Origin of the sequence: Streptomyces beihaiensis (genome assembly GCF_026274175.1) — a bacterium.
In the GTDB taxonomy this organism is placed as follows: domain Bacteria; phylum Actinomycetota; class Actinomycetes; order Streptomycetales; family Streptomycetaceae; genus Streptomyces; species Streptomyces beihaiensis.
Window position 1 is genome coordinate 64044 of the sequence record NZ_JAPHNL010000263.1, and the last position, 23844, is coordinate 87887.

The 23844-nt window shown below is 68.1% G+C and carries 25 protein-coding genes and 1 pseudogene; 12 read left to right on the forward strand and 14 right to left on the reverse strand.

All coding sequences use genetic code 11. The annotated features are described in order from the left end of the window. The first annotated feature begins 12 nt into the window (after positions 1–12). From pstS to pstB, 4 genes are all read left to right on the forward strand, one after another. Positions 13–1140 (forward strand): phosphate ABC transporter substrate-binding protein PstS, encoded by a 1128-nt coding sequence (gene pstS / locus OFY01_RS20890; RefSeq protein ID WP_266602181.1) that lies wholly within the window; start codon positions 13–15, stop codon positions 1138–1140. Between the two features lie 146 nt (positions 1141–1286). Next, positions 1287–2288, forward strand: coding sequence for a phosphate ABC transporter permease subunit PstC (gene pstC / locus OFY01_RS20895; RefSeq protein WP_266602183.1), 1002 nt, complete (start codon positions 1287–1289; stop codon positions 2286–2288). Then, the gene (gene pstA, locus OFY01_RS20900) at positions 2285–3364 is read left to right on the forward strand and encodes a phosphate ABC transporter permease PstA (RefSeq protein ID WP_266602185.1); all 1080 of its coding nucleotides are present in this window, start codon (positions 2285–2287) and stop codon (positions 3362–3364) included. The genes pstC and pstA overlap by 4 nt, the downstream gene beginning before the upstream one ends. 55 nt (positions 3365–3419) lie before the next feature. Continuing rightward, complete coding sequence (gene pstB / locus OFY01_RS20905; RefSeq protein ID WP_266602187.1) at positions 3420–4196, forward strand: phosphate ABC transporter ATP-binding protein PstB; 777 nt, start codon at positions 3420–3422, stop codon at positions 4194–4196. A gap of 207 nt (positions 4197–4403) precedes the next feature. Here the strand turns inward: pstB and OFY01_RS20910 are convergent, their stop codons facing one another. Together OFY01_RS20910 and OFY01_RS20915 are read right to left on the reverse strand one after the other, a co-directional pair. Further along, entirely contained in the window at positions 4404–5402 is a 999-nt protein-coding gene (locus OFY01_RS20910) for an inorganic phosphate transporter (protein ID WP_266602189.1), read from the reverse strand. Positions 5403–5410: 8 nt separating this feature from the next. Further along, complete coding sequence (locus OFY01_RS20915) at positions 5411–6031, reverse strand: DUF47 domain-containing protein (protein WP_266602191.1); 621 nt, start codon at positions 6029–6031, stop codon at positions 5411–5413. 197 nt (positions 6032–6228) lie between these two features. Here OFY01_RS20915 and OFY01_RS20920 point away from each other — a divergent pair, with 197 nt between their 5' ends. Beyond that, entirely contained in the window at positions 6229–6591 is a 363-nt protein-coding gene (locus OFY01_RS20920) for a metal-sensitive transcriptional regulator (RefSeq protein WP_266602193.1), read from the forward strand. A gap of 10 nt (positions 6592–6601) precedes the next feature. Here the strand turns inward: OFY01_RS20920 and OFY01_RS20925 are convergent, their stop codons facing one another. Both OFY01_RS20925 and OFY01_RS20930 read right to left on the reverse strand, forming a co-directional pair. Further along, positions 6602–6802 (reverse strand): hypothetical protein, encoded by a 201-nt coding sequence (locus OFY01_RS20925; protein WP_266602195.1) that lies wholly within the window; start codon positions 6800–6802, stop codon positions 6602–6604. A 220-nt stretch (positions 6803–7022) separates the two neighbouring features. After that, a complete protein-coding gene (locus OFY01_RS20930; protein WP_266602197.1) occupies positions 7023–7880 on the reverse strand; it encodes a hypothetical protein in 858 nt (285 codons plus the stop codon). A 122-nt stretch (positions 7881–8002) separates the two neighbouring features. Between OFY01_RS20930 and OFY01_RS20935 the strand changes: the two genes are divergently transcribed. Together OFY01_RS20935 and OFY01_RS20940 are read left to right on the forward strand one after the other, a co-directional pair. Beyond that, entirely contained in the window at positions 8003–8152 is a 150-nt protein-coding gene (locus OFY01_RS20935; protein ID WP_266602199.1) for a hypothetical protein, read from the forward strand. Between the two features lie 60 nt (positions 8153–8212). Continuing rightward, a complete protein-coding gene (locus OFY01_RS20940; protein WP_266602201.1) occupies positions 8213–9805 on the forward strand; it encodes an FAD-binding oxidoreductase in 1593 nt (530 codons plus the stop codon). A 413-nt stretch (positions 9806–10218) separates the two neighbouring features. Here the strand turns inward: OFY01_RS20940 and OFY01_RS20945 are convergent, their stop codons facing one another. From OFY01_RS20945 to OFY01_RS20960, 4 genes are all read right to left on the reverse strand, one after another. Then, a complete protein-coding gene (locus OFY01_RS20945) occupies positions 10219–10944 on the reverse strand; it encodes a phosphatase PAP2 family protein (protein WP_266602203.1) in 726 nt (241 codons plus the stop codon). A gap of 200 nt (positions 10945–11144) precedes the next feature. Beyond that, positions 11145–12146 (reverse strand): C40 family peptidase, encoded by a 1002-nt coding sequence (locus OFY01_RS20950; RefSeq protein WP_266602205.1) that lies wholly within the window; start codon positions 12144–12146, stop codon positions 11145–11147. A gap of 501 nt (positions 12147–12647) precedes the next feature. After that, positions 12648–12998: an SHOCT domain-containing protein gene (locus OFY01_RS20955; RefSeq protein ID WP_266602207.1), complete on the reverse strand. Its 351-nt coding sequence runs from the start codon at positions 12996–12998 to the stop codon at positions 12648–12650. A gap of 245 nt (positions 12999–13243) precedes the next feature. Continuing rightward, a complete protein-coding gene (locus tag OFY01_RS20960; RefSeq protein WP_266602209.1) occupies positions 13244–14089 on the reverse strand; it encodes a patatin-like phospholipase family protein in 846 nt (281 codons plus the stop codon). A gap of 125 nt (positions 14090–14214) precedes the next feature. Here OFY01_RS20960 and OFY01_RS20965 point away from each other — a divergent pair, with 125 nt between their 5' ends. Together OFY01_RS20965 and OFY01_RS20970 are read left to right on the forward strand one after the other, a co-directional pair. Next, positions 14215–14580 (forward strand): glyoxalase, encoded by a 366-nt coding sequence (locus OFY01_RS20965; protein ID WP_266602210.1) that lies wholly within the window; start codon positions 14215–14217, stop codon positions 14578–14580. A 42-nt stretch (positions 14581–14622) separates the two neighbouring features. Further along, positions 14623–16149, forward strand: a complete 1527-nt coding sequence (locus OFY01_RS20970) for an MDR family MFS transporter (protein ID WP_266602212.1) — start codon at positions 14623–14625, stop codon at positions 16147–16149. A gap of 285 nt (positions 16150–16434) precedes the next feature. Here the strand turns inward: OFY01_RS20970 and OFY01_RS20975 are convergent, their stop codons facing one another. Then, positions 16435–16722: a hypothetical protein gene (locus OFY01_RS20975; RefSeq protein WP_266602214.1), complete on the reverse strand. Its 288-nt coding sequence runs from the start codon at positions 16720–16722 to the stop codon at positions 16435–16437. Between the two features lie 293 nt (positions 16723–17015). Here OFY01_RS20975 and OFY01_RS20980 point away from each other — a divergent pair, with 293 nt between their 5' ends. Beyond that, positions 17016–17768, forward strand: coding sequence for a dienelactone hydrolase family protein (locus tag OFY01_RS20980; protein WP_266602216.1), 753 nt, complete (start codon positions 17016–17018; stop codon positions 17766–17768). A gap of 197 nt (positions 17769–17965) precedes the next feature. Here OFY01_RS20980 and OFY01_RS20985 read toward each other — a convergent pair whose 3' ends face one another. Next, positions 17966–18163: a hypothetical protein gene (locus tag OFY01_RS20985; protein ID WP_266602218.1), complete on the reverse strand. Its 198-nt coding sequence runs from the start codon at positions 18161–18163 to the stop codon at positions 17966–17968. A gap of 118 nt (positions 18164–18281) precedes the next feature. Continuing rightward, positions 18282–18746: an ATP-binding protein gene (locus OFY01_RS20990; protein ID WP_323135537.1), complete on the reverse strand. Its 465-nt coding sequence runs from the start codon at positions 18744–18746 to the stop codon at positions 18282–18284. Positions 18747–18988: 242 nt separating this feature from the next. Between OFY01_RS20990 and OFY01_RS20995 the strand changes: the two genes are divergently transcribed. Continuing rightward, the gene (locus OFY01_RS20995) at positions 18989–19843 is read left to right on the forward strand and encodes a helix-turn-helix domain-containing protein (RefSeq protein WP_266602220.1); all 855 of its coding nucleotides are present in this window, start codon (positions 18989–18991) and stop codon (positions 19841–19843) included. A 10-nt stretch (positions 19844–19853) separates the two neighbouring features. Then, on the forward strand, positions 19854–20048 hold the full coding sequence (locus OFY01_RS21000; protein WP_266602222.1) for a DUF397 domain-containing protein: 195 nt from the start codon (positions 19854–19856) through the stop codon (positions 20046–20048). Positions 20049–20074: 26 nt separating this feature from the next. Here the strand turns inward: OFY01_RS21000 and OFY01_RS21005 are convergent. The 3 genes and pseudogenes from OFY01_RS21005 to OFY01_RS21015 all read right to left on the reverse strand — a co-directional run. Beyond that, positions 20075–20320: pseudogene (locus OFY01_RS21005) on the reverse strand (phosphotransferase-like protein); the annotation flags it as partial. Between the two features lie 738 nt (positions 20321–21058). Then, on the reverse strand, positions 21059–23320 hold the full coding sequence (locus OFY01_RS21010; RefSeq protein ID WP_266602224.1) for a hypothetical protein: 2262 nt from the start codon (positions 23318–23320) through the stop codon (positions 21059–21061). A 29-nt stretch (positions 23321–23349) separates the two neighbouring features. Continuing rightward, positions 23350–23844, reverse strand: a complete 495-nt coding sequence (locus tag OFY01_RS21015) for a hypothetical protein (protein ID WP_266602226.1) — start codon at positions 23842–23844, stop codon at positions 23350–23352.

The following is a 23844-nucleotide window of genomic DNA, read 5'->3' on the forward strand; positions in this document are numbered from 1 at the left end:
GAACATCCGAAAGTGAAGCTTCAGCGCAAGAACCGGCTCCGCGCCCTCTCCTTCGGCGCCATCGCCGTCTCCGGCGCCCTGGCCCTCACGGCGTGCGGCTCCGACAACAACAGCGGCGGCAACGGCGGCGGCGCCAGCGCCTCGGCCAACGCCTCGAACATCAAGTGCGACAACGCCAAGGGCCAGCTGCTCGCCTCCGGTTCCACCGCTCAGCAGAACGCCATCGGCCAGTGGTCGAAGGACTTCATGGCGGCCTGCTCCGGCGTCCAGATCAACTACAAGGGTGTCGGCTCCGGCGCGGGCATCCAGGACTTCCTCCAGGGCAACACGGCCTTCGCGGGTTCCGACTCCTCGCTCAAGCCCGACGAGGTCGCCCAGTCCAAGAAGGTCTGCAAGGGCGGCAAGGCCATCGACCTGCCCATGGTCGGCGGCCCGATCGCGGTCATCTACAACCTCGACGGCGTGGACAACCTCACCCTCGACGCCCCGACCCTCGCCAAGATCTTCGACTCGAAGATCAAGAAGTGGAACGACCCGGCGATCGCCAAGCTGAACCCGAAGGCGAAGCTCCCGAACCTGGCGATCCAGGCGTACCACCGCACCGAGGACTCGGGCACCACGGACAACTTCACCAAGTACCTGAAGGCCGCCGCCCCGTCCGACTGGAAGTACAGCGGCGGCAAGGCATGGCAGGCGCAGGGCGGCCAGTCCGCCAAGGGCTCCTCCGGTGTCGCCGCGGGCGTCAAGCAGACCAACGGCTCCATCGCCTACGACGAGCTGTCCTACGCCAAGGGCCTGCAGATGGCCCAGCTGGACACCGGCGCCTCCAAGCCGGTCGCCCTGACCACCGACTCCGCGTCCAAGGCGATCGCCGACGCCAAGATCGTCGGCGCCGACGGCGACCTGTCGCTCGAGCTGAACTACGCCACCAAGGCGGAGGGCGCCTGGCCGATCGTCCTCGTCACGTACGAGATCGCCTGCGACAAGGGCAACAAGGCCGACACCCTGCCGGCCACCAAGGCATTCCTGAAGTACATCTCCAGCGACGACGCTCAGGCGGGCCTGGCCAACCAGAGCTACGCGCCGCTGCCGAAGGAGATCGCCACCAAGGTGCAGTCCGCCATCGACGGCCTCTCCTGACACCCGCTCGCACGCACACCTGACGCCCGCGTCCGGTCCGGTCCCCCGCCCACTCGGGCCGCGGGACCGGGCCGGACCGGACCCACGTCACCCATCCGGTGCACCGCCGCCGGGGGAGCGATCCCCCATCCAGACCGGAGAACAGCATGGAAATAACCAAGGAAACCGCACCACCACCCCCCGCCGTACCCGCCGCCGCAGCCCACGGCCGGCGCGGCGTCACCCGCCCCGGTGACCGCATCTTCTCGGGCCTGTCCCGCGGATCCGGCATCCTGCTGCTCGTGCTCATGGCCGCCATCGCGGTCTTCCTCACGGTGCGCGCCGCGAACGCCATCTCGCAGGACCACGGAAACTTCCTCACCACCTTCGAGTGGGACGCCAACACCACGCCGCCCGTCTTCGGCATCGCCGTCCTGCTCTACGGCACGCTGGTCAGCTCGGTCATCGCGATGGCCATCGCGGTCCCGATCGCCGTCGGCATCGCCCTGTTCATGACGCACTACGCGCCGCGCAGGCTCGGCGGCCCGCTCGCGTACGTCATCGACCTGCTCGCCGCGGTCCCCTCGATCGTGTACGGCCTGTGGGGCGCCCTCTTCCTGGTCCCGCACCTGCAGGGCCTGACCTCCTGGCTCGACCAGTACCTCGGCTGGACCGTCATCTTCGACCAGTCCAACCCCGGCACCGCGCCGCGCAACCTGTTCACCGCGGGCATCCTGCTCGCCATCATGATCCTTCCGATCATCACCAACGTCAGCCGCGAGGTCATCCGGCAGGTCCCGGCCGCGCACGAGGAGGCCGCACTGGCCCTCGGCGCCACCCGCTGGGAGACCATCCGGATGTCGGTGCTGCCGTTCGCCCGCTCCGGCATCATCAGCGCCTCGATGCTGGGCCTGGGCCGCGCGCTCGGCGAGACGATGGCCGTCGTCACCGTCCTGTCGTCCTCGGACAAACTGACCGCGCACATCCTCGACCCGGGCGGCGGCACCTTCGCCGCGAACATCGCCTCGCACTTCGGTGAGGCCACCAGCCTCGGCCGTGACGCGCTCATCGCCTCCGGCCTCGTGCTCTTCGTGATCACGCTGCTGGTCAACGGAGCGGCCCGAGTGATCATCGCCCGCCGCAAGGAGTACTCGGGGGCCAACGCATGAGCGACATCATGACCAAGAACCCGCGCGGGACCGACCCGCTCGCCCGCCCCGGCGTCCTGGCCCACCGCCGGATGCCCCGCTGGGCGCCCGCCGGCATCGCCGTGGCGGCCATCGCCGTCGGCACCGCGCTCGGCCTGGCCCTCGGCCTGTCCAGCAAGATCCAGTGGGGCCTGATCGCCCTGATCCTCTTCGTCCTCGGCACGTACGTGATCACCGCCGCCGTCGAGGACCGCCGCCAGGCCAAGGACCGTGTGGTCACCAGCGCCGTCTGGGCGTGCTTCGTCGTCGCCGTGGTCCCGCTCTACTCGCTGGTCGAGACGACCATCGCCAAGGGCGCGAAGATGATCAACGGCAACTTCCTGAGCCACTCGATGGCCGGTGTCCTGTCCAACGACACGGGCGGCGGCGTCTACCACGCGATCATCGGCACCCTGGAGCAGGTCGGCCTCGCCTCCCTGATCGCCATCCCGATCGGCGTGTTCACCGCGATCTACCTCGTCGAGTACGGGCGCGGCAAGCTCGCCGTGGCCGTGACGTTCTTCGTCGACGTCATGACGGGCATCCCGTCGATCGTCGCGGGCCTGTTCATCCTGGCCTTCTGGATCCTCGTCCTCGGCTTCTCGTACTCCGGCTTCGCCGGCTCGCTCGCCCTGGTCATCCTGATGATCCCGGTCGTGGTCCGTTCCACGGAGGAGATGCTCAAGCTCGTCCCGAACGAGCTGCGCGAGGCGTCCCTGGCCCTCGGCGTCCCGAAGTGGCGCACCATCCTGAAGGTGGTCCTGCCCACCGCCCTCGGTGGCATCACCACCGGCGTCATGCTGGCCGTGGCCCGCATCGCCGGTGAGACCGCCCCGATCCTGCTCCTCGTGTTCGGCAACCCGATGATCAACAACGACCCGTTCCACGGGACGCAGTCGTCGCTGCCGTTCTACATCTACGAGCAGTACGTCCTGGGCACCGAACAGTCCTACGACCGGGCGTGGGGCGCGGCACTCGTGCTGATCGCCTTCGTCATGATCCTCAACCTCGTGGCCCGCGGCATCGCCCGCTGGAAGGCCCCGAAGACGGGCCGCTGACGCGGCTACCGCTACACAGCGACAGCGACTCGACTTTCGAAAGTGAAGTAACCCCATGGCCAAGCGAATCGACGTAAGCGGACTCTCCGCGTACTACGGATCCCACAAGGCGATCGACGACATCTCCATGACGGTCGAGCCCCGCTCGGTGACGGCCTTCATCGGCCCCTCCGGCTGCGGCAAGTCCACGTTCCTGCGCACGCTCAACCGCATGCACGAGGTCACCCCCGGCGGCCGCGTCGAGGGCAAGGTGCTCCTGGACGACGAGGACCTGTACGGCTCGGGCGTCGACCCGGTCGCCGTGCGCCGCACGGTCGGCATGGTCTTCCAGCGCCCCAACCCGTTCCCCACCATGTCGATCTTCGACAACGTGGCGGCGGGCCTGCGCCTGAACGGCACGCACAAGAAGTCCCAGCTGAACGACATCGTCGAGCAGTCCCTCAAGGGCGCCAACCTCTGGAACGAGGTCAAGGACCGCCTGAACAAGCCCGGCTCCGGCCTCTCCGGCGGCCAGCAGCAGCGCCTGTGCATCGCGCGGGCGATCGCGGTGGAGCCGGACGTCCTGCTCATGGACGAGCCGTGCTCCGCGCTCGACCCGATCTCGACCCTCGCCATCGAGGACCTGATCGGTGAGCTGAAGGAGCGCTTCACGATCGTCATCGTGACGCACAACATGCAGCAGGCGGCCCGTGTCTCGGACCGCACCGCCTTCTTCAACCTGGCGGCGGTCGGCCAGCCCGGCAAGCTCATAGAGATCGACGAGACGGAGCGCATCTTCTCCAACCCGTCGGTCCAGGCCACGGAGGACTACATCTCCGGCCGCTTCGGCTGATCCGAGCCGAGCCACCACCCAGACCCCTCGCGGTGCTGCATGGCGGTGCCACCGCGAGGTAGCTGAGAGGGCCCGCCCCCGACAGGGGGCGGGCCCGATCGCTTTGCATTTCAGGGGCGCTGGGAACTGCGCGAGCAACCACGACGAAACCCGCACCCGGCATCAGAAGAAGCCCCACGGCGCAAAGCCGAGGACCTAGCCGAAGACCTAGCCGAAGACTAGATACACAACCCCGTAACTCGCGGCAGCGACAAGCGCCGCAGCGGGCATCGTGATGAACCACCCCATCACGATGTTCTTGGCAACCCCCCACCGCACGGCGTTGACCCGCTTCGTGGCCCCCACACCCATGATCGACGCGGTGATGACATGCGTCGTGGAGATGGGCGCCTTGAACATGTACGCCGTGGCGAACATGATCGAGGCCCCGGTCGCCTCCGCGGCGAACCCCTGCGGCGGATCAAGCTCGATGATCTTGCGCCCGAGGGTCCGCATGATGCGCCACCCACCCGCGTACGTGCCCGCCGACATGGCGAGGGCGCAGACCAGCTTCACCCATACCGGGATCGGGTCGTTCGAACCCTGCACATCGCCGATGACCAGGGCCATCACCACGATGCCCATCGTCTTCTGCGCGTCCTGAAGGCCGTGCCCGAGCGCCATGCCGGCGGCCGACACCGTCTGCGCGATGCGGAAGCCGCGCTTGGCCTTGTGCGGATTGGTCCTGCGGAAGAGCCACATGATCAGGCACATGATGAGATACCCGACGATGAGGCCGACGATCGGCGAGAGGATCATCGGGATGACGACCTTGTCGAGCACACCGGACCAGATGACGTCCGTGCCGCCGGCGAGCGCCGCGCCCACCATGCCGCCGAACAGGGCGTGCGAGGAGGATGACGGAAGGCCGTAGTACCAGGTGATCAGGTTCCACACGATGGCGCCGATGAGCGCCGCGAAGAGAATGCCCATCCCCTTGTTGTGGGTGGGTGTCTCGATCAGGCCCTTGCTGACGGTGTGCGCGACACCGCTGCCGATGAACGCACCGGCGAGGTTCATGACCGCGGCCATGGCGAGCGCCGCGCGGGGCGTGAGCGCACGCGTGGACACGGAGGTGGCGATGGCGTTCGCGGAGTCGTGAAAGCCGTTCGTGTACGTGAATCCGAGCGCGACGCCGATCGTCACGATCAGGGAGAAGGTGTCCATGAGGTGCCTCAGGACTCCTTCACGGCGATGGTCTCCACCGTGTTGGCCACGTGCTCGAAGGCGTCGGCCGCCTCTTCCAGCACATCGACGATCTGCTTGAGCTTGAGCACTTCGATGGCGTCGTACTTGCCGTTGAAGAGGTGGGCCAGCAGCTTGCGGTGGATCTGGTCGGCCTGGTTCTCCAGGCGGTTGACCTCGATCCAGTACTCGGTCAGATTGTCCATGGTGCGCAGGTTCGGCATGGCCTCTGCGGTCAGCTCGGCCGCGCGGGCGAGGACCTCGATCTGCTGCTCCACGCCCTTGGGAAGCTCCTCGATCTGGTACAGGACGACCAGGTCGACGGCCTCCTCCATGAAGTCCATGATGTCGTCGAGGGACGACGCGAGGGAGTAGATGTCCTCCCGGTCGAACGGCGTGATGAACGAGGAGTTGAGCTGATGGAAGATCGCGTGGGTGGCGTCGTCACCGGCGTGCTCGGCTGCCCGCATCCGCTCCGCGATCTCGGCCCGGGCGGAGGAGTCCGCTCCGAGCAGTTCCATCAGGAGCTTCGAGCCCGTGACGATGTTGTCCGCGGACGCGGCGAACATGTCGTAGAAGCTCGTCTCCCTGGGGGTCAGACGAAAGCGCACGTGGGGTCCTTGGTGTCCTCTGGGTTCGGTCAGGGTGATGCTAGGCGCATCATCCGGCCACGGCTAACCGGCGTTCCCCCAGTGTCGCCCATCAGGAACAGTGGTCCGCACGGGGTCCCGCAGAGCGGCACAACCCCGGCAAAGTCGGGTACCCTATACCCACTGGGGGTATAGGGATCTACGGGAGGACGGACGCGATGACGACGGAGACGACCAGCACGGCGGCACAGCCGGCCACGGCCGCGGCGGCGGACATCGTGACCGACCACGACCTCGGCATCCACGGCTACCACCACCAGAAGGACGAGCACGTCAAGCGCCTGCGCCGCATCGAGGGCCAGATCCGTGGCCTGCAGCGGATGGTGGAGGAGGACACCTACTGCATCGACATACTCACGCAGGTGTCGGCCTCCACGAAGGCCCTGCAGTCGTTCGCCCTGCAACTCCTGGAGGAACACCTGCGGCACTGCGTCGCGGACGCCGCGCTCAAGGGCGGCAACGAGATCGACGAGAAGGTCGAAGAGGCCACGAAGGCCATCGCGCGCATGATGCGCACGTGAGGAACCTCTCTCAGCGGACGGCACGAGCGGGCGCCGGGGCCGACCCCGCCCGCCCCGTGCCACCGTCCGCCCGCTCGACGCGCAGCACCTCGTCGATCCGGTCCGCGCTGAGCCGGTCCCCGGCCACGGTGGAAGCGGCGATGATCAGCTCGCCGCACAGCTCGATCTCGGCGAGGGCGACGTGGTCGTGCACCACCACCGTCACGTTCATCACCCCTTCCCGGCTTCCCGGCTCCCGGCCACACGGGTCGGCTTCTCAGCGTAGGGAGTCCCCTACGCGCCGCGCATGGCACGGAAGAACCATTTCCGGCCGCCGAACCGGACCCCTCTTCGGAGCGGCCCCTTCGCCGAACCGGACCCTTCGCCGAACCCGGCCCTTCGCCGAACCCGACCGTCACCGAAGCGGCCCCCGCTCGTCCACTCGCCCGCCGCTACTTGTCGGCGACCTTCCCCGCGTAGATGTCCCCCTTCTCCGGCAGCCGGACCCGCACCGCCTTCCCGAACCCGTACAGCAGCGTCGTGGACGCCACCACGGTGTCCCCGTCCCCGCCGCCGCGCTTGCGGCCCGCGGCGCCGCTGGTGAACCCGAACCGGTGCCGGATCTCGTGGACCAGGCCCTCGTCGTCCAGGTAGACGTCGAACGGCACCCGCTCCTTGCCGAACCCTTTCGCCGCCGCCTCCAAGGTCGCCCGCCGCCCCGGCGAAGCGGCCTTCGCGGCGGCCCGGAGGTCGACGGTCCCCCGGTAGTGCCGGGTAGCCACCCCCAGCACCTCGCCGCGCCCCACGTACGTCACGTCCCGCGCGCCGCGCAGCAGCTCGGCCGCGGTCAGCGGGTCCGTGGCACCGCCGGTGGCCAGATTCCCGTCCTGAAGGGACGCCGTGTCGATCCGCACCCACTTGTCCGCCGGTACACCCGCGCCCCGGTTCTTCATGAACAGGGCGCCCGGCGCGAGGAGTTCGGTGATCGGCCGGTGCTCCCGGTCGCCCGCCGCGTCCCGCGGCAGCCGCACGGTCAGCTCGCCGCGCCCCGCCCGGTAGTCGTACACCCCCTCGCCGTGGATGGTCACCCGGGTGCCGCCGCTCGCCATCTCCATCGACGTACGCACCTGGGACGTGCCCTCCCGCACGAGCCGGTCCGCCGCCTCGTGCACGGCCTGCGTGGGATCGGTGTTCCGGTCTCCCGCCTCCGCGCCTCCGCCGCACCCGGCGGCGCCCGCCATGATCCCGGCGACGGCCACGACGGCCACCGCCGTGCGCGCCGGACGTCGCCCGCGCTGCTGCCTCACCATCGCCTGTCGACCCCCAAGCCGGTCGGTCCGTCCGCGTACGACCCCCTGTCGCTGGGTTAACGACGAGTAGGGTCGCCCGTCACGCGAACGGGGGGTTTACACAAGCCCGCTACGGTGGCCCGGTGACACAACAGCAGCCCGACCACGCGACGATCGTCGTGGAGCAGGGTCGTTTCTGCCTGGCACGGTGCAGCTGCGGCTGGCGCGGCCCGGCGCGCAGAGCACGCAGCAAGGCGAGGTCGGACGCGGCCGAGCACACGCAGGACGGGTGACCGGAACCCGGCACCCGTCCGTTCTCGTCTTCCCGCCGGGGAAGCGACAGGAGGCGTGACATGGAACGACGTACGTTCATCGCGGGTGCGGCGGCCGCGCTCACCACAGGGGTGACGGCGGCCTGCTCGTCGGGCGGCGGCGGATCGCCCTCCGCACCGACCACGGCGTCGCATGCCGCCGCGCCCACGTCCGCGCGCCCCACCGCGACGCACGCGAGCGGCGCCGCGCACACGCACGCCCCCGCCGACCTCGACGCGCTGGCCAAGGACCTCGACGGCTCGCTGGTCCGCCCCGGCCAGTCCGCCTGGGCGGCCGCCCGCCAGCTGTACAACACGCGCTTCGACAACCTGAGGCCGACGGCCGTGGCGTACGTGTCGTCGCCCGACGACATCCGTACGGTCCTGGCGTACGCGCGCAGCCGCAAGGTGCCGATATCGATCCGCAACGGCGGCCACTCGTACGCGGGTTGGTCCTCCGGCGACGGCCGCCTGATCCTCGACGTCTCCCGCCTCTCGAAGATCCGTACGTCGTCGGGCGAGGCGGTGATCGGCGCGGGCGCCAAACTCATCGACGCCTACCGGGCACTGACCGCGAAGGGCGTCACCATCCCGGCGGGCTCCTGCCCCACGGTCGGCGTCAGCGGCCTCACGCTCGGCGGCGGCCACGGTGTGGTGTCCCGCGCGTACGGACTGACCTGCGACAGCCTCACGCAGGCCACGCTGATCACGGCGGACGGCAGGGAGCTGACCGCGAACGCGTCGACGCACAAGGACCTGTTCTGGGCGCTGCGCGGCGCGGGCAACGGCCAGTTCGGCGTCGTGACGGAACTGCGCTACAAGACCCACCCGGCGCCGCAGGGCGTCACCGCGTACATGACGTGGCCCTGGTCGAAGGCGGCGACGGTCCTCAAGGCGTGGCAGGAGTGGGGCCCCGGCCAGCCCGACGAGATCTGGTCGGCACTGCACATCGCCAACGCGGCGGGCGGCCACCCCACCGTCTCCGTCGCGGCGTTCTCGCTCGGCACGTACACAGGGCTTCAGAACGCGGTCGACCGCCTGGCCGACGGCCCCGGCGGACCGGGCCCGGCGAGTTCGGTCTTCCTCAAGCGGCACTCGTACGAGGAGGCGATGGAGATCTACGCGGGCTGCTCCTCCTTCCCGACGGACGCCCAGTGCCACCTTCCCGGCTCCACGCCCGGCCGCTCCCCGCAGGGCGCGCTGCACCGCGAGACGTACGCGGCGGCCTCGGACTTCTTCGACCGTTCCCTGTCGGACGCGGGGGTGCGGGCGCTGCTCGGGCAGCTGGACAACGTGACGGCGGGCTCCGGCTCGGTCGCCCTGACGGCGCTGGGCGGCGCGGTCAACCGGGTCGACCCGACGGCGACGGCGTTCGTCCACCGCCGTGAGCGGATGCTGGCCCAGTACATCGTGGCGTGGCGGCCGGGCACGTCAGGGTCCGCCGCCCGAGGCTGGCTCAAAACCGCCCATGCGGCGATGCGCCCGTACGCCTCGGGTTCGGCCTACCAGAACTACACGGACCCGACGCTGACCGACTGGAAGCGCGCGTACTACGGGGACGCGGCGTCCCGTCTGACCAAGGTGAAGCGGACGTACGACCCGACGGGCTTCTTCACGTTTCCGCAGGCGTTGTAGCCGCGGGTCCGTCGCGCGGGGCTGTCACTCCTCCGGCCCCGCGAGCCCACCCGTACGGCCCCACCGCACCGCCCCTCAGGTAGCCCGCGGCGAGCGGACGCGCGTGCCTGGTTACATGAACGCACCCCGAATAGCCGCGGCGGCGGCCGCGAGCGCCGCCGTCCTCACCATGGGCGCGGCAACCGCGTCCGCCCTGGACGACGGCGCGCTCCATCCGCAATCCGCACCGCTGGCCGTCGGCTGCGCCCTGGTCGCGCTGGCGGCCGCCGCGGCCGGCCACTCCGCGGTCCACCGAACCCGACAGGCCCGACAGGCCCAGCAGGCCCGGCAGTCGCACCAGGCCCGAGAGTCGCACCAGGCCCGGCAGCCTCAGTGGGAGGAGCGCAAGGAGCGGGCCCAGCGGCAACGTACGGCTACGCGGCCAGGTCCCGCTCCCCGGAGGACTCAGGCGCGGCGTCCCGAGCCTCAGGCAGCCCCACCGTTTTGCGCGCCGGCGGCTCCGCCACGGGCGCCCACACGAGCCGCCCGGCCCGGCGCGAGCGCCCGACCGCCTTGGCCAGCGGCGTGAGCAGCGCCGACGCGAGCGGCGAGAGCAGCAGTGCGACGGCGGTGCCGAGCGCGAACCCGCCGACGACGTCGGTCGGATAGTGCACGCCCATGTAGACGCGGCAGAACCCTTCGAGCAGGGCGAGCCCGATGCCGAGGAGCCCGAACTTCCGGTTGGCGACGAAGAGCGCGGCCCCCATGGCCATCGCGAGCGTCGCGTGGTCGCTGACGAAGGAGAAGTCGTTCTTCCCGCTGACGAGCACCGTCAGGCCGTCGTGGTCCCGGAACGGCCGCGGCCGTTCGACGAACGACCGGATGGGCACGTTGACGAGCACGGCGAGCCCGGCGGCGAGCGGTGCCCAGACGACGGCGGCGACGGACGAGGCGGCGTCGTCGAGAGCGCCGCGCTTGCGCGCGCCCCACCAGCACCACACGACGGCGAGCACGAGCGCGACGAGAATGCCGTACTCACCGACGAACTCCATGACGCGGTCGAACCAGCGCGGTGCGTCGTCGGCGAGTCCGTTGATGTCGTAGAGCAGCGTGACGTCAGGGTTGGTCCCGGAAGTCTCGAGTGCCTCGAGTCCAGCCATAGTTCAGCGACCCCTTCGTCTCAGCCACCCCCGTGGTGTGTGACGGTGTTCAGGACAAGGAACGCACGACCCCACCACGTACGTTCCGCACTCGACCGAATGATCACGCAGACGTTACCGAAGAGAGACGCAAACCCGCAGCTCAGGGCCAGGGATTTACGGAGAGTTCAGGCCAGGTCACCCGTGCGGTCGCCATGAGGTCACGCCCCGGGGAGCGCCGCGGCGCCGTCCTTGGTCACCCGCGTGGCCCCGAAGTACTCGGCGGTGTCGATGGGGTCGAACCGGATCACCGCGCCGGTGTGCGGCGCGTCGATCATGTATCCGCCGCCGACGTAGATCCCCACGTGGTGGATGGCCCGGCTGTTGTGGGGGTCGGAGGAGAAGAACACCAGGTCACCCGGCAGCAGCTCGTCCCGCCGTGGGTGCGGACCGGCGTTGTACTGGTCGTTGGCGACGCGCGGCAGCGTGATCCCGACGCTCGCGTACGCGGCCTTGGAGAGCCCCGAGCAGTCGAACCGCCCTCCCTGGTCGGCCGTCCCGTTCCCGCCCCACAGATACGGCGTGCCGAGCTTCTTCTGCGCGAAGTAGATGGCACCGGCCGCCTGTTGCGAGGGACGCACGCGCCCGACGGGCCGCGCGAAGCTCTTCTCCAGGCTCGTGATGGTCTTCACGTAGTTCTGCGTCTCGCGGTACGGCGGCACGCCGTTGTACTTGATGACGGCGTAGGCCCCCGCGTTGTACGAGGCGAGCATGTTCTTCGTCGCGTCGCCCGGCACGTCCTTCACGTACGAGGCGAGCTTGCAGTCGTACGAGGCGGCGGACGGGATGGCGTCGGCCGGGTCCCAGATGTCGGCGACCCCGTCCCCGTCGCCGTCGACGCCGTGGGTGGCCCAGGTGCCGGGGATGAACTGGGCGATGCCGTACGCGTGGGCCGGGCTCCTGGCCTTCGGGTTGAACCCGCTCTCCTGGTACAACTGCGCGGCGAGCAGCGCCGGGTTGAGGGCGGGGCACAGGTTGCCCCACTTCCGCACGATCGACTGGTACGCGGCGGGCACCGTCCCCTCGGCGAGCCCGACGGTCCCGCCGACGCCACCCGCGAGGCTTCCGGCGGCCATGTACGTGCCGACGACGAGCAGCGTCACGAACCCGGTTCCCCCGGCCACGGCCGACCCCGCGACGACCCACGCCTTACGCACCGTCAACCGACCTCCGCCGCCCAGGAGTCCACCGACACCGAGCCACAGTGTAAGTGGACGACTCCCGTGCGTGGCAGGTGGCGCGTCAGGGGCGCGGGAGGGGGCACCGACGGCCGGGACGGCGACCACGGTCAGGACGTACTGGTCCTGTGCGGGGGCTGGGGTCGTGGTCGAGGCCGGGGCGGGGGTCGGGGCGAGGGCGAGGCGAGGGCGAGGGCTGAGGCTGGGGGGCCGCGTGGCTCAGCCCTCCCCCTCAGAGGCTGGGCGGGCGGGCGTGGTGACGGCTTCCAGCACGGTCAGGACGACGAGGAAGGCGACGGCGAGCGTGCCGGTCTCGGTCCCGATGGTGAGCAGCGAGCTGCCGATCGGGACAAGGCCGGCGGGAGTGTCGTCATGTCGTCACGACTCCTCACGCCCCTGAGATCCAAGGGCCCCCTGTGATCCACGGGGCCTCTGTGATCCACGGGGCCCCTGTGATCCACGGGGTTCCTGTGATCCACGGGGCCCCTATGACCCATGGGACCCCTCAGACCCCTGGCCGCCGGCGCCGGAAGCGGGGCCGTGGGCGGCGCGCAGTACGGCGAGCCGTCGCTTGTACTCGTCCTCGTCGATCTCCCCGCGGGCGAAGCGCTCGGCGAGCAGTTGCTCGGGCCGGGACATCGACGCCGACGGCGGTGTGGAGGGCGGCGGCACGGAGGGCGGCGGAGGGCCGGCAGCAGCCCCTCCGCCGGTCCGGGCGAGGGCGCGGAAGAGGAGGACGCCGACCGCGATGATCACGGCCCAGAACAGCACCATGCCGAACGACATCGCGAACCAGCCCCAGCCGCTGACATCGTGTCCGTGGTCGTACCAGAACATCACGGCCCTCACTCCCTCACGGGCTCACAGGCTCCCCCGTTCCCTTGCCTCCACGATGTCGCCGACGCGGCCGGACGTCATGGGCCGAAGAGGTCAGGTCACCCGGGTCGTGCGGCCCTACGGCGCGCCGTCCGAGGGCGGCGTCGACGCGTGCCGCCTCTCCCGGGCCTGCCCCGCGGCGAGGGACGCGGGTGACGCTCGCGAAGGTCGCCGCCAACCACGGCGCGCTCCTCAGGAGCGTCCGCTCACGCCTTCCACAGCGCGGCAACGGCCTCGGCCGCGCCCCGCCCCTGGGCGAAACCGGCATGCCCCGCGGGTGTCCGGCTGGCGGGCGACAGGGGATCGTCACCGAAGGCGGCGAGGGAGGCGGCGTCCGGCGTGATGACCTCGACGCGGCCGCCGCTCGCGACGATCGACGCGACATCGGCGTCGAGCACGGGGTCGGGCATGGGAGCGACGACGAGGGTGCGGGCGTGGTGCGGAAGGAGATCAAGATTGGTGAAGGACCGCACACCGCCGTCGAGATACCGCTCGCCGTCGATGGTCACGGAAGGCCAGACACCGGGAATGGCACAACTGGCGCCGACCGCGTCGACGAGCGCCACCCCGGCCTCACGATCGAAGACGCGGGTCTCACCGGTAACGGCGTTGACGGCCACGACGGACAACGACAGATCCCCTTCGGGCCAACGGTGAGACGGCAACCGCCCCTCGACGACAGCCCGTCGCTCGCCCTCGCTCACGGTCTTGGCGGCCAGCCCCATCTCCCCCATCCGCCGCAACCGCTCCACGGGATCGCTCACCTCCGCGTCGACCTTCTCCCCGAACGCGAACACCTCGGCGAGGGCCCCCTCCCGCGGTTCGAGCTCCGCCCGCTGCAGCGCGGGATCGACCTGGGCGCGGAGCAGCTCCGGCAACTCCACGCCACTCGCGATCTGCGCGGCCACCACGGACCCGGCGGAGGTCCCGAGCAGAGAGTCGGCCCGCCTGACATCGACCCCACCCTCGGCAAGCCCGGCCACGACCCCGGTCGCCCACGCGATACCGGCGACGCCGCCACCCCCTACGACAAGCGCACGATCCTTCGACACGTCGTCAACCCCCTTTGCCGGCACCGGACATCATCACTGACCATGCCAATCCCCGGGGACACATGGGTATTCCCACGGCGCGGTTGCCCCGGCCCTCGGAGAGCGGGTGGATAGGTTGACCGGGCATGGACGTCCTCTTCATCACGAGCGTGGCGGCGGTCGTCGCCGACCCGCCGCAGAGCCGCAAGCTGTTCATCGAGGCGCTCGGCCTCCCCTTGGAGGGGGAAGGCGACGACGGCTACTACTCCAGCGGCAACATCCCCGGCAGCGAGCACTTCGGTCTGTGGCCGCTCTCGCAGGCGGCCGAGGCATGCTTCGGCGCGCCCCAGTGGCCCGCCGACCGGGTGGTTCCACAGGCATCGATCGAGTTCGAGGTGGCGGGCCCGGAAGCCGTCACAGCCGCCGCTGCCGAGCTTCAGCGCGGGGGCTTCGAACTGGCCCACCAAGCCCGCACCGTCCCGTCCCGCCCCGTCCTCATACACCGACTCTGACTCCGACTCTGACTCTGACTCTGACTCTGACGAGGAGTGTCCGTGGCCACCGAGAACTCCCATGGGGCGCACCCTCCGGGCGACGACCGCCTCGGCCGCGACGTATGGATTCCGGCCATGGTGGTCGTGGCGGGACTCATCATGGCGATCCTGGACACGACCATCGTCAACGTCGCGCTCGACACCCTCGGCCGCGACCTCGACACCCCGCTCGCCACGGTCCAGTGGGTGACCACCGGCTACCTGCTCGCCCTGGCCGTCGTGATCCCCGTCAGCGGATGGTCGATGGACCGTTTCGGCGCGCGGCGGGTCTGGATGGCCTCCATCGCCCTCTTCGTCTGCGGATCGGCTCTGGCCGGACTCGCCTGGAACATCACCGCCCTGATCGTCTTCCGCATCCTGCAAGGCATGGGCGGCGGCATGCTGCAACCGGTCGGCCAGGCCATCCTGGTCCGCGCGGCGGGTCCTCACCGCATAGGACGGGTGATGTCCGTGATCGGCGTACCCATGCTGCTCGGCCCGGTCCTCGGCCCGGTGCTCGGCGGGTGGCTGGTCCAGGACGTCGGCTGGCGCTGGATCTTCTACGTGAACGTGCCCATCGGCGCCGCGGCACTCCTGCTCGCCTGGCGCCTGCTGCCACGCGCCGCGGCGGCCCGCCGCGCGGGAGACGCGGCGGGCCCGGGAGGCGCGGCCCCGGCGGGCCGCCTGGACGTACGCGGGGCGGTACTTCTCTCGGTGGGCCTTGCGCTCCTGGTCTACGGCCTGTCCACGGCGGGCCGGAGCGGCGGCTTCATCGGCTGGGACACGGACAGCTGGATCGCGGCCGGGCTCGTCCTCATCACCGCGTTCTGTCTGCACAGCGTCCGCAAGGGCCCGGACGCGGTCATCGACGTAGGGCTGTACGGGGACCGTACGTTCACGGCCGCCTCGATCACGGGCTTCGTGATCGGCATGGCCCTGTTCGGCGGAATGCTGCTCCTCCCCCTCTACTACCAGGTCGTACGCGGCGAGGGCGCGCTGACCGCCGGACTCCTGCTCGCCCCGCAGGGGCTCGGCGCGGCCATGGCCATGCCGGTGGCCGGCCGCCTGACGGACCGGCTCGGCGCGGGCCGGGTCGTACCGGTGGGCCTGACACTGGCATTGCTGGGCACGTTCGCGTACACCCAGGTCACGGCGGACACCCCGTACGCGCTGTTGGGCGGCGCCCTGTTCGTACGGGGCATGGGTCTGGGCGCGACGATGATGCCGACCACGGCGGCGGCGTACGCGACACTGAGCCGGGCCGTCGTCCCGCGCGCGACGAGCGCCCTGACCATCGTGCGCCAGATCGGCGGCTCCTTCGGCAGCGCGCTGCTTGCGGTGATCCTGTCCCAGCGCATCCAGGCCGAGTTGCACACCCCCGGCGGAACGACCCGCGTCGGCTCGATCCCCCCGGCACTGCGTGAACGCGCGGCCCCTCTCCTCGCCACGGCCTTCGCCCAGACCTTCTGGGTGGCCTTCGCCCTGACGGCACTGGTGTTCCTCCCGGCCCTACTCCTGCCCCGCCACCCCAGTGGAGCCGCCGGATAGGCTCACCCGGGTGGTAACCCCCGCAGACTGATGTTCCTCGCTCTCGCCGTGAACGGGCCCACGGCGCCCGTTCACGGTGCCGGGCAAGCCGTCCGGGAGCGGGATCATGTCGCCGCCCAGGAAATCGTCCTGGAGCTCGGTGAGCCGGGCCTCCGCGGCCTTGGGGAGGGGGCCGTACTCGACGGTCACGCGCTGGCCCGTGGACACCTTGTTGTCTCCGCCGTCGCCGTCCTCGCCGCCGTCGCTGTCGTCATGGCTCGTGTAGTCACTGGCGACGGAGACCTCTCAGCGTCCGGTCGGCCGCTCGGGTGCCGGTGCCGTCTCCGAACCACTACGCGAACCGTGGCCACCGCCACCGAGGGCCTCGTCACCGAGGAACCCCGGCCCGCTGCTCTCTTCCCACGCGCCCCAGCAGTAGCGGTCCTTGGGCCACGGCCACGTGCCCGCCTCCCACGTGCCGAGCCCGGTGCCCGCGAGCGCGAGCACCAGCGCGGATATCAGCAGCAACCGGCCGCGCCTGCTGCGCGGCAGCGCCCGACCCAGCCGCCCGCGCGCATCGGGCTTCTCGGTCACCTCGGGCGCCGCTGGCTTCTCAGGCTTCTCGCCTATCTCACTTACCCCGTGTTCCCCGTGCCCCCCGTGTCCCCCTCCGGCGCAGGAGCGTAGTCACGACTACGAGCCGACCTCCACAAAATCCGTTGGGCGGACCACGGCACCCCTGCTACTTTCAGGGAGGCCGTGCGAGAGAACGAGGAGGTGGTACCCGTGAACGCAGTATCGACATGGGTGCTCTCCTCCGGGATCACGGTCGGGCGATAGGTCGTCGTCCGGGAGCGCCGTCAACAGCACTCCCGAAAGGCACGACGATGCCCCTTCACTTCACTTCCGAACAGCGCCTAGACGACAACGTCCTCGAACGCGAATTCACCCTCGGCGAGATCCCTGGCATCCTGTGGACGCCTGAATCCGCATCCTCATCCACACCCAGCCCGGCGCCGCTGATCCTGCTCGGCCACCCGCCCCTCGGGCTGCGCGGGATGCACCCCCGACTGGTGGCCCGGGCCAAGCGCGCCGCGGCGGACGGCTTCGCCACAGCCACCATCGAGCTCCCCGGCAGCGGCGACCGGCCCCGCCTGGCCGCCCTCGAGCAGGCCCGCGCCGACCTGCGCCACGCCATGCAGTCCGGCGAACCGGTCAGCGACGAGATCACCGAGGCCGTCGTCCTCCCGCTCGTCGACAAGGCGGTCCCGGAATGGCAAGCCACCCTGGACGCCCTGCTCTCGCTACCCGAGATCGGTGGCCCGGTCGGCTACTCGGGCGGAGTGATCTCCATCGGCATCCGGCTGGCGGTGGCCGACCCACGCATCGCGGCCGCCGGGCTCTTCGCCGGCAGCCTCGTACCTCGCGCCATGTTCGAGGAGGCCCGCCGGGTCACCATTCCGCTGCACGTCCTGCTGCAGTGGGACGACGAAGGGAACGACCGGCAGGCGGCCCTGGACCTCTTCGACGCCTTCGGCTCCAAGGAGAAGACACTGCACGCCAACATGGGCGGGCACACCGGCGTCCCGCAGTCCGCGGGAGAGGACGCGGCCCGCTTCTTCACCCGCCACCTGAGGTGAGACCGGACAGTCGGGCCACCAGTTGTTGGTAGGCGGTAGACGGTGGGCGGTGTCGGTCCGGATGCCGCTCATCGAGTTCAGGTCCTGCCCCGACCGGTCGGTCGGGGCAGGACCTGCCCACGCTCCGCATCGCCGGGCGGTACGCCGCCACCCACTGCACCCATGACACCGTCATGCGGAAAACCCCGACCGGGATCTCAGCCATCGAGGGGAGACCCGAGACCCATCCCCCTCAACGTCTCGTCGATCTCCTCATCACTCAGTGCCGGTCCTCCGAGATCCGGAAGATCCAGGTCCCCCATCGAATCGGTCCTGAACGGAAAGGCGGGCCCGCCCACCTGGGTGCCACGCGGAACGATGTCCCCGATGGGCACACCGTCCTTGGTGATGGTCACCGTCTCCCCGGCGGCAACCCGGGCCATGATCCGCGAGTCTGCTGACTGAGCTCCCACACCGGAATCTCGCAGTTCGTACCCATATCAGCAACACGTTACGCGTTCCGCATCCTCACCCTCAGCCCCTCCCCCGCCACCCGCGACCACCACACTCGGCCCACAGCAACTTCCCGCCCCGCCGATCCGGGAACGCGTACGCCCCCCAGTCCTCGGCATAAGCCCGTACGAGAAACAGCCCCCGCCCACCCTCAGCACAAGCATCGGCAGCGGGCCCACCCCGCCGGAACCCAGGCGGAACCTCCGGCTCCCCGTCCCACACAGCCACACGTACGCGCCGCGGATCGACAGGCGCGGGCCCGAGCCGCAGGGCGTACGGACCGGCGGTGTGGAGATGGGCGTTGGTCAGCAACTCCGACGCCAACAGCTCGGCGTCATCGGCCAGTTCCGCCCGCCCGTGCGCCTCAAGGATGAGGCGGAGCGTGGCACGGGCGATACCGGGGGCACGGGGGTCATGAGGCAACTGAAGGGTGTACGTGCCCGGAACCGGGACGGGGATGGAGGGGAGCAGGGATACGGTGGTCACCGAAGTCTCCGTTTGACTGGGCGAGTTGGCATCGCCGAGCGAGATTGAGGTGAGCTGGACTGCCGGGGCGTACGACCCCCGGCCGGTACCCAGTGACCAGGCCGCTCCGTCGAGCGGGGTGCTTCTGGGTGATGGCGCCGGAAGTGAAGGTAGTGGATGCGGATATATTATTCACCCGAATCCGCTCAATACTTGCTTCTTTCGCCTGTGTGGGTGACTCAACAGCACGGAGGTACGACCAGATGCCCGTGAGGCCCAGCCCGACGGCTCGTCAACTTCGCTTCGGCGTCGAACTGCGGAGGTTGCGCGAACGGGCAGGTCTGTCATCGACGGAAGCCGCCCGCCTCCTGGGCATGAAGCAGGCCCAGGTCAGCAACATGGAGACGGGTCGCCTGGGGGTCAGTGCCGAGCGTGTGCGGACCATGGCATGCCAGTACGAGTGTCCGGACAAGGACCTGGTCGAAGCCATCGCAGGCATGACGGGTGATCGCAAGCGTGGTTGGTGGGAGGAGTACCGTGACCTTCTCCCACCAGCACTTCTGGACCTCGCCGAACTTGAGTGTCATGGAACGGCGTTGCGCACCTCGCACACGTCGGGCATTCCAGGGCTGCTCCAGACCATGGACCACGCCCGCGAGGTGTTCCGTCAGGTGGTACCGGAGCTGTCACCGGCAGAGATCGAACACCGAGCCTCGTTCCGCCTCAAGAGGCAAGGGATCCTCTTCCACTCGAAGCCCCCAGTTCCCTACCGCGCGGTCATCCACGAGGCCGCGCTCCACATGCGCTTCGGGAGCAGGGACGTCACCCGGCAGCAGCTCAAGCACCTGCTGAAACTCGGCGAACACCCCAACATTTCTATCCACGTCATCCCGTTCGACGCAGGCGGTTACCCAGGCTCCGGGCAGCCCATCTACTACGTCCACGGCGCGGTGCCACAGCTCGACACCGTGCAGCTGGACCAGTCGCACGGACTCGTGCTTCTCGACGCAGAGGCGCAACTGGCCAAGTACCGCACGGTACTTGACCGCCTGATGGCGTTGAGCCTCATAGAGCTCGAGTCACGTGCCCTGATCCACCACATCCTCCAGACCACCTGAGAGGCCCACCATGACCGCATTGACCTGGCAAAAGTCGTCGTTCTGCGGCGAGGGCGAATCGTGCGTCCACATCGCCGCCACAGACAGCAACACCTTCCATGTGACAGAAAGCTCCGACCTGAACAGATCCATAGTCACGGCCTCCCGAGACGCACTCACGGGGCTCCTCAACGCCCTGAAGCAACAGCAGGATCCGCGTGACTAATACCCTGGCCGACGAGTAAGCGGGCCTCACGCCGTCAGGGGTTCCTCGCTGTCCGCCAGGAGACATCGGCGGAGTCGCGTGAAAGCGGTGAGGCTCGGGAGGAACTCCCGGATCCACTCGGCGCATTCGCGAGGACTTGCAGCGCTCGTGTCGCACTCCAGGTCGTAGTCATCATGGCCGTGAACCAGGCCATACTGGTACGCCGCGAGCCCCAGCGGACGATCACCACGGGCCAACTCGCGGCGGGCCAGTTGGTCCGGTGAGCAGTGGACCAGTTCGCCCCGAACCGGTCGGCCGACGCCGTCCGATCTTCTTCAGCTGGTGCGTACTCGGGGACCTGCGAGCGATGGCCTTAGCAGGAGGACATGAGTCGCGCTCCGAGTGCTCGGAAATTTAAGGCGACTCCGGGGCGTTTTCGTCAGAGTGGTGGGTTCAACCGCACGCCTTCGACCGCTGAACCTCCGCAGTATAGGAGGTGATGAGCCTCTTCATTGCAGCCGCATCCTTGTGCTTTGACCCGGTGGCTTGAATAGCAGTATAGAGAACTTGCCCGCGACGCTTAGAGTTTCTGCAATTCTGGGCCTTCCCGAACGCCTGGTTTCCTGAGTAGATGAAGCGACCATCACCGGTTCTATGATCTAGATGTTCTTGCGTCATACCTCGGGAGAATTCAAGGACAGTCATATCCCCCCACCACTCCTGAGTCGCGTACACGACATTCTTTCCATCCACGGAGACAATGCATCCAGACCCCCAAGATGGAGAATCCGGATCACGCTTGACCGATATTTCCTTCCCAGCCGGAAGGAACGCGGAAAGCTCGTGGGACATGACGGCAGTTCCACATAGAGACCTAGGCGTTTCGTACTCCCGCTTGTGTTCAGTGGAACCTGAGCAGCCCGCGAGAGCAATAAGAGAGACGGACACAACAAGGAGATGGGGGCTGCAGAGTCTGCTACGGACAGCGAATGCTGCATTCACGTTATTCTCTCAATTTCACTCTTCGGACTTCAGGGAGTAGTCCTGCTTCCAGGGGCCTGCCCGTCCAATATATTCTCGGCGTTGAGATACCCCTGACGAGCTCCGGTCCGGGCCCACACCCCCACATCACTCTCGTTCGCCAGGTGGTACTTATTCGCGGCAGCCTCCGCTCCTGCCGAAACGTACTCGTTGTTCTGCTTCAGGCCAATCTGCCAGCGGCGCCCCATGTCATCGGAGGCATCGGCGAGCGCGTGCCCTTGGGAGTCCTTAAAGACGTCCTGCAACACCGCACCCGTGACGGTTCCTGCCGCCCCTCCAACGGCTGCTCCCACAGCTGGGGATCCGATGAAGGATGTTCCGACACCAACCACCGTTCCGACAGTTCCAGAAATCAAGTTCGTTCGTTGGGCGACACTGTTGTTATATGCGCTATCGTCGGCGCCTGCTTTCTGAGCAACCTCTTCCTGGCGACCAAGACCGAGAGTTCCCGACACCTCACCAGAATGCTGAGCGATGTACGAGACCGTAGTTTGCGGGTCATGGGAGAAATGGTCATTCGCAGGCAGGTTCGGATCCAGGTGATAGGCCATGAGCTTAGACATGTACGTTTCTTGACCCACTTCGACGGCCGAATAGCCCTTTGGGTTCTGCCCAACCGCGAAGAGAAACTTACTCACGTCTCGGTGATCCAGAACAGCGTCGGCACCATCAATGGGGTAAAGTTTTTTGATCTGGTCCCAGTCGCTGGAACTCCTGCTCACATCAGTTGTGGCCCGGTTGATGTCAGGGAGGTATTCCGACGCCATCTGCCCCATGCTGTCTGACATATAGCTGTGATTGGTTAGACGCCCCGTATCGTCACCTACTGACGTGACGATCTGGTTGAACAGGTGAGCCTGGTCCTTGGTATGTGCGGGGGTGTCCAGCGTAGGGATTTCTCCAGCAGGGTGCCCGGTCGTGGCCGCCTCCAGAGCGAGCGCGAGGTTGTTGTGGCCAGCCTCGCTGCCGGAAGTCGGTTCCAGCGGCCAGTGCCGGTCCTCGAAGAGATACTTGAAGTTACTGATCGCGTGCTTGTGGTCGTCGTCCTTCGGCAGAAAGTCTTCGTTGAAGAAGTCGGTAGCTGCGGCAGGACTGTTGGACAGGCCCTTCAGGTAGCCGGTGAGCGGGTCGTCACCCGAGTCGTCGCCGATGCGGTTGAGCCACGGGTCCGTACCCATGTGACCCCAAGTGACATTGGCGTGCTTACCGTTGTCCGTCATGTTGCGCTCCGTAGCCATGAGCGCGGTTCCGTAGCTCTTGAGGAACTGGTCGTCGTAGTCGCCAGTGCGCATTAGGTTGCTCATAACCTGGAAGCCCATTGGGCCGGCTCCATGGCCGACAGGCTGGTCACCCAACCTGATCATATTCCCCTTCCAGCTGGCCATGCTGGCAGAATCGCTCTGTGTGGCGGTAGCAAGCGTCATGCCGAGATTGCGCTGGAGGTCTTCGAACTGGTCAACTCGGTCGTGCCCCAGATGCATGTTGACGGCTGGGTCGTTGATGCCTTCCCAGAACTCAAGTGTTCTCTTCGGGCCGAGCCGTGTCGCGAACTCTTCTGAGAACAACGGGTCATGCTTGTATTTCGCCAGACCGGCCTCAATCTTGTCGAAGTCGGCAGGAGTAAGGCTCGCGGGGTTCTTCGCCGCGATCTTGGCGAGGTTGTCAGCGGTCTCGATAGCCTTGGCGGCGCTGTCGCGATCCTTGTAGTTGGCGTCGGCGAAGCCCATCCGAGCCTCGTCAGAGATAGCCATCAGCACCTTCTTTGCTGAGTTATCGCTCTCCGTCGCCTTCTTCAGAATTCCCTGCACTTCGTCACGGAGCGCAGTTACATCACTCTCGTCGTGCTCAGGGACAGTGGTGCCATGTGCAGCACGATCAGGGTGGATGTTCATGGTGACGGTGAATGTTCCGTTGCCGGTGTCCATCACTGTCAGGTTCTTCTTAAGGCCGCGGTCGATGGCTGCCTCAAGGTCCTTCTTGTCCTGTTTTAGCTCATCGCGAGTGTCGCTCAGGATGTTATATACCGTCCTGGCCTCAGTGTGTGCGTCATCGAACTCACCGGCGGTCTTACCGACGAACTCTTTGGTCACTTGGGCGTTAAGGCCGGCCCAATCCGCCTTGTTGGCAGCCTGATGCAATCCGTCCTCGGCATCCTTCTTCAAGTCCGCGAGGTGGCGCACAAGGAGGTGCCAGTCGGAAACGGCATCGTCGAGCGTCTTGAAGTTGGCGAAGCGCAGTGCGTCGAGGTCCATGGCTCTTGTCTCTCCCTCTCGCTACTTCGTCACTTCTTCTTGGGTCCGTAGATCTTGTTCTTGTCGCCAGGGGGCCCGACGCGTTCGTCGAATCCCTCGTCGAGCGCAGCGATGCTGCTCATTTGCCTCTGGATGTAGTGCTCGTCACCCGCATGGATCTTCTTGGTGACCTGAAGGTGATTCGAGATCTGCGCGCATGCGTCCATCAACGACTTGAGCTGCTGGTCCCACCGGTTGGACACGTGCTGCAACCCACTGCCGAGCGCGAACCCTTGTCCTGACAGGTCGCTGGCAGCTGTGTCACTGCTGGGCAGAGCAACGCGAGCCTTGTCCCAGAGCTGGTTGTACAGGGTGTGCGCGTGGCTGCCAATCTTGATGAGATCACCGTTCGAGACCTTGAGGTCCCCCGTTTTGCTCGGTGTGACGTAGGGCCCGTAGGTGCCGCCTCCGACAGGCGCACTGTTCAACTGCATGTTCGTCGACTGGTGCTTGGCCTTGAGCTCTTCCCACTCGTCCCATGCCAT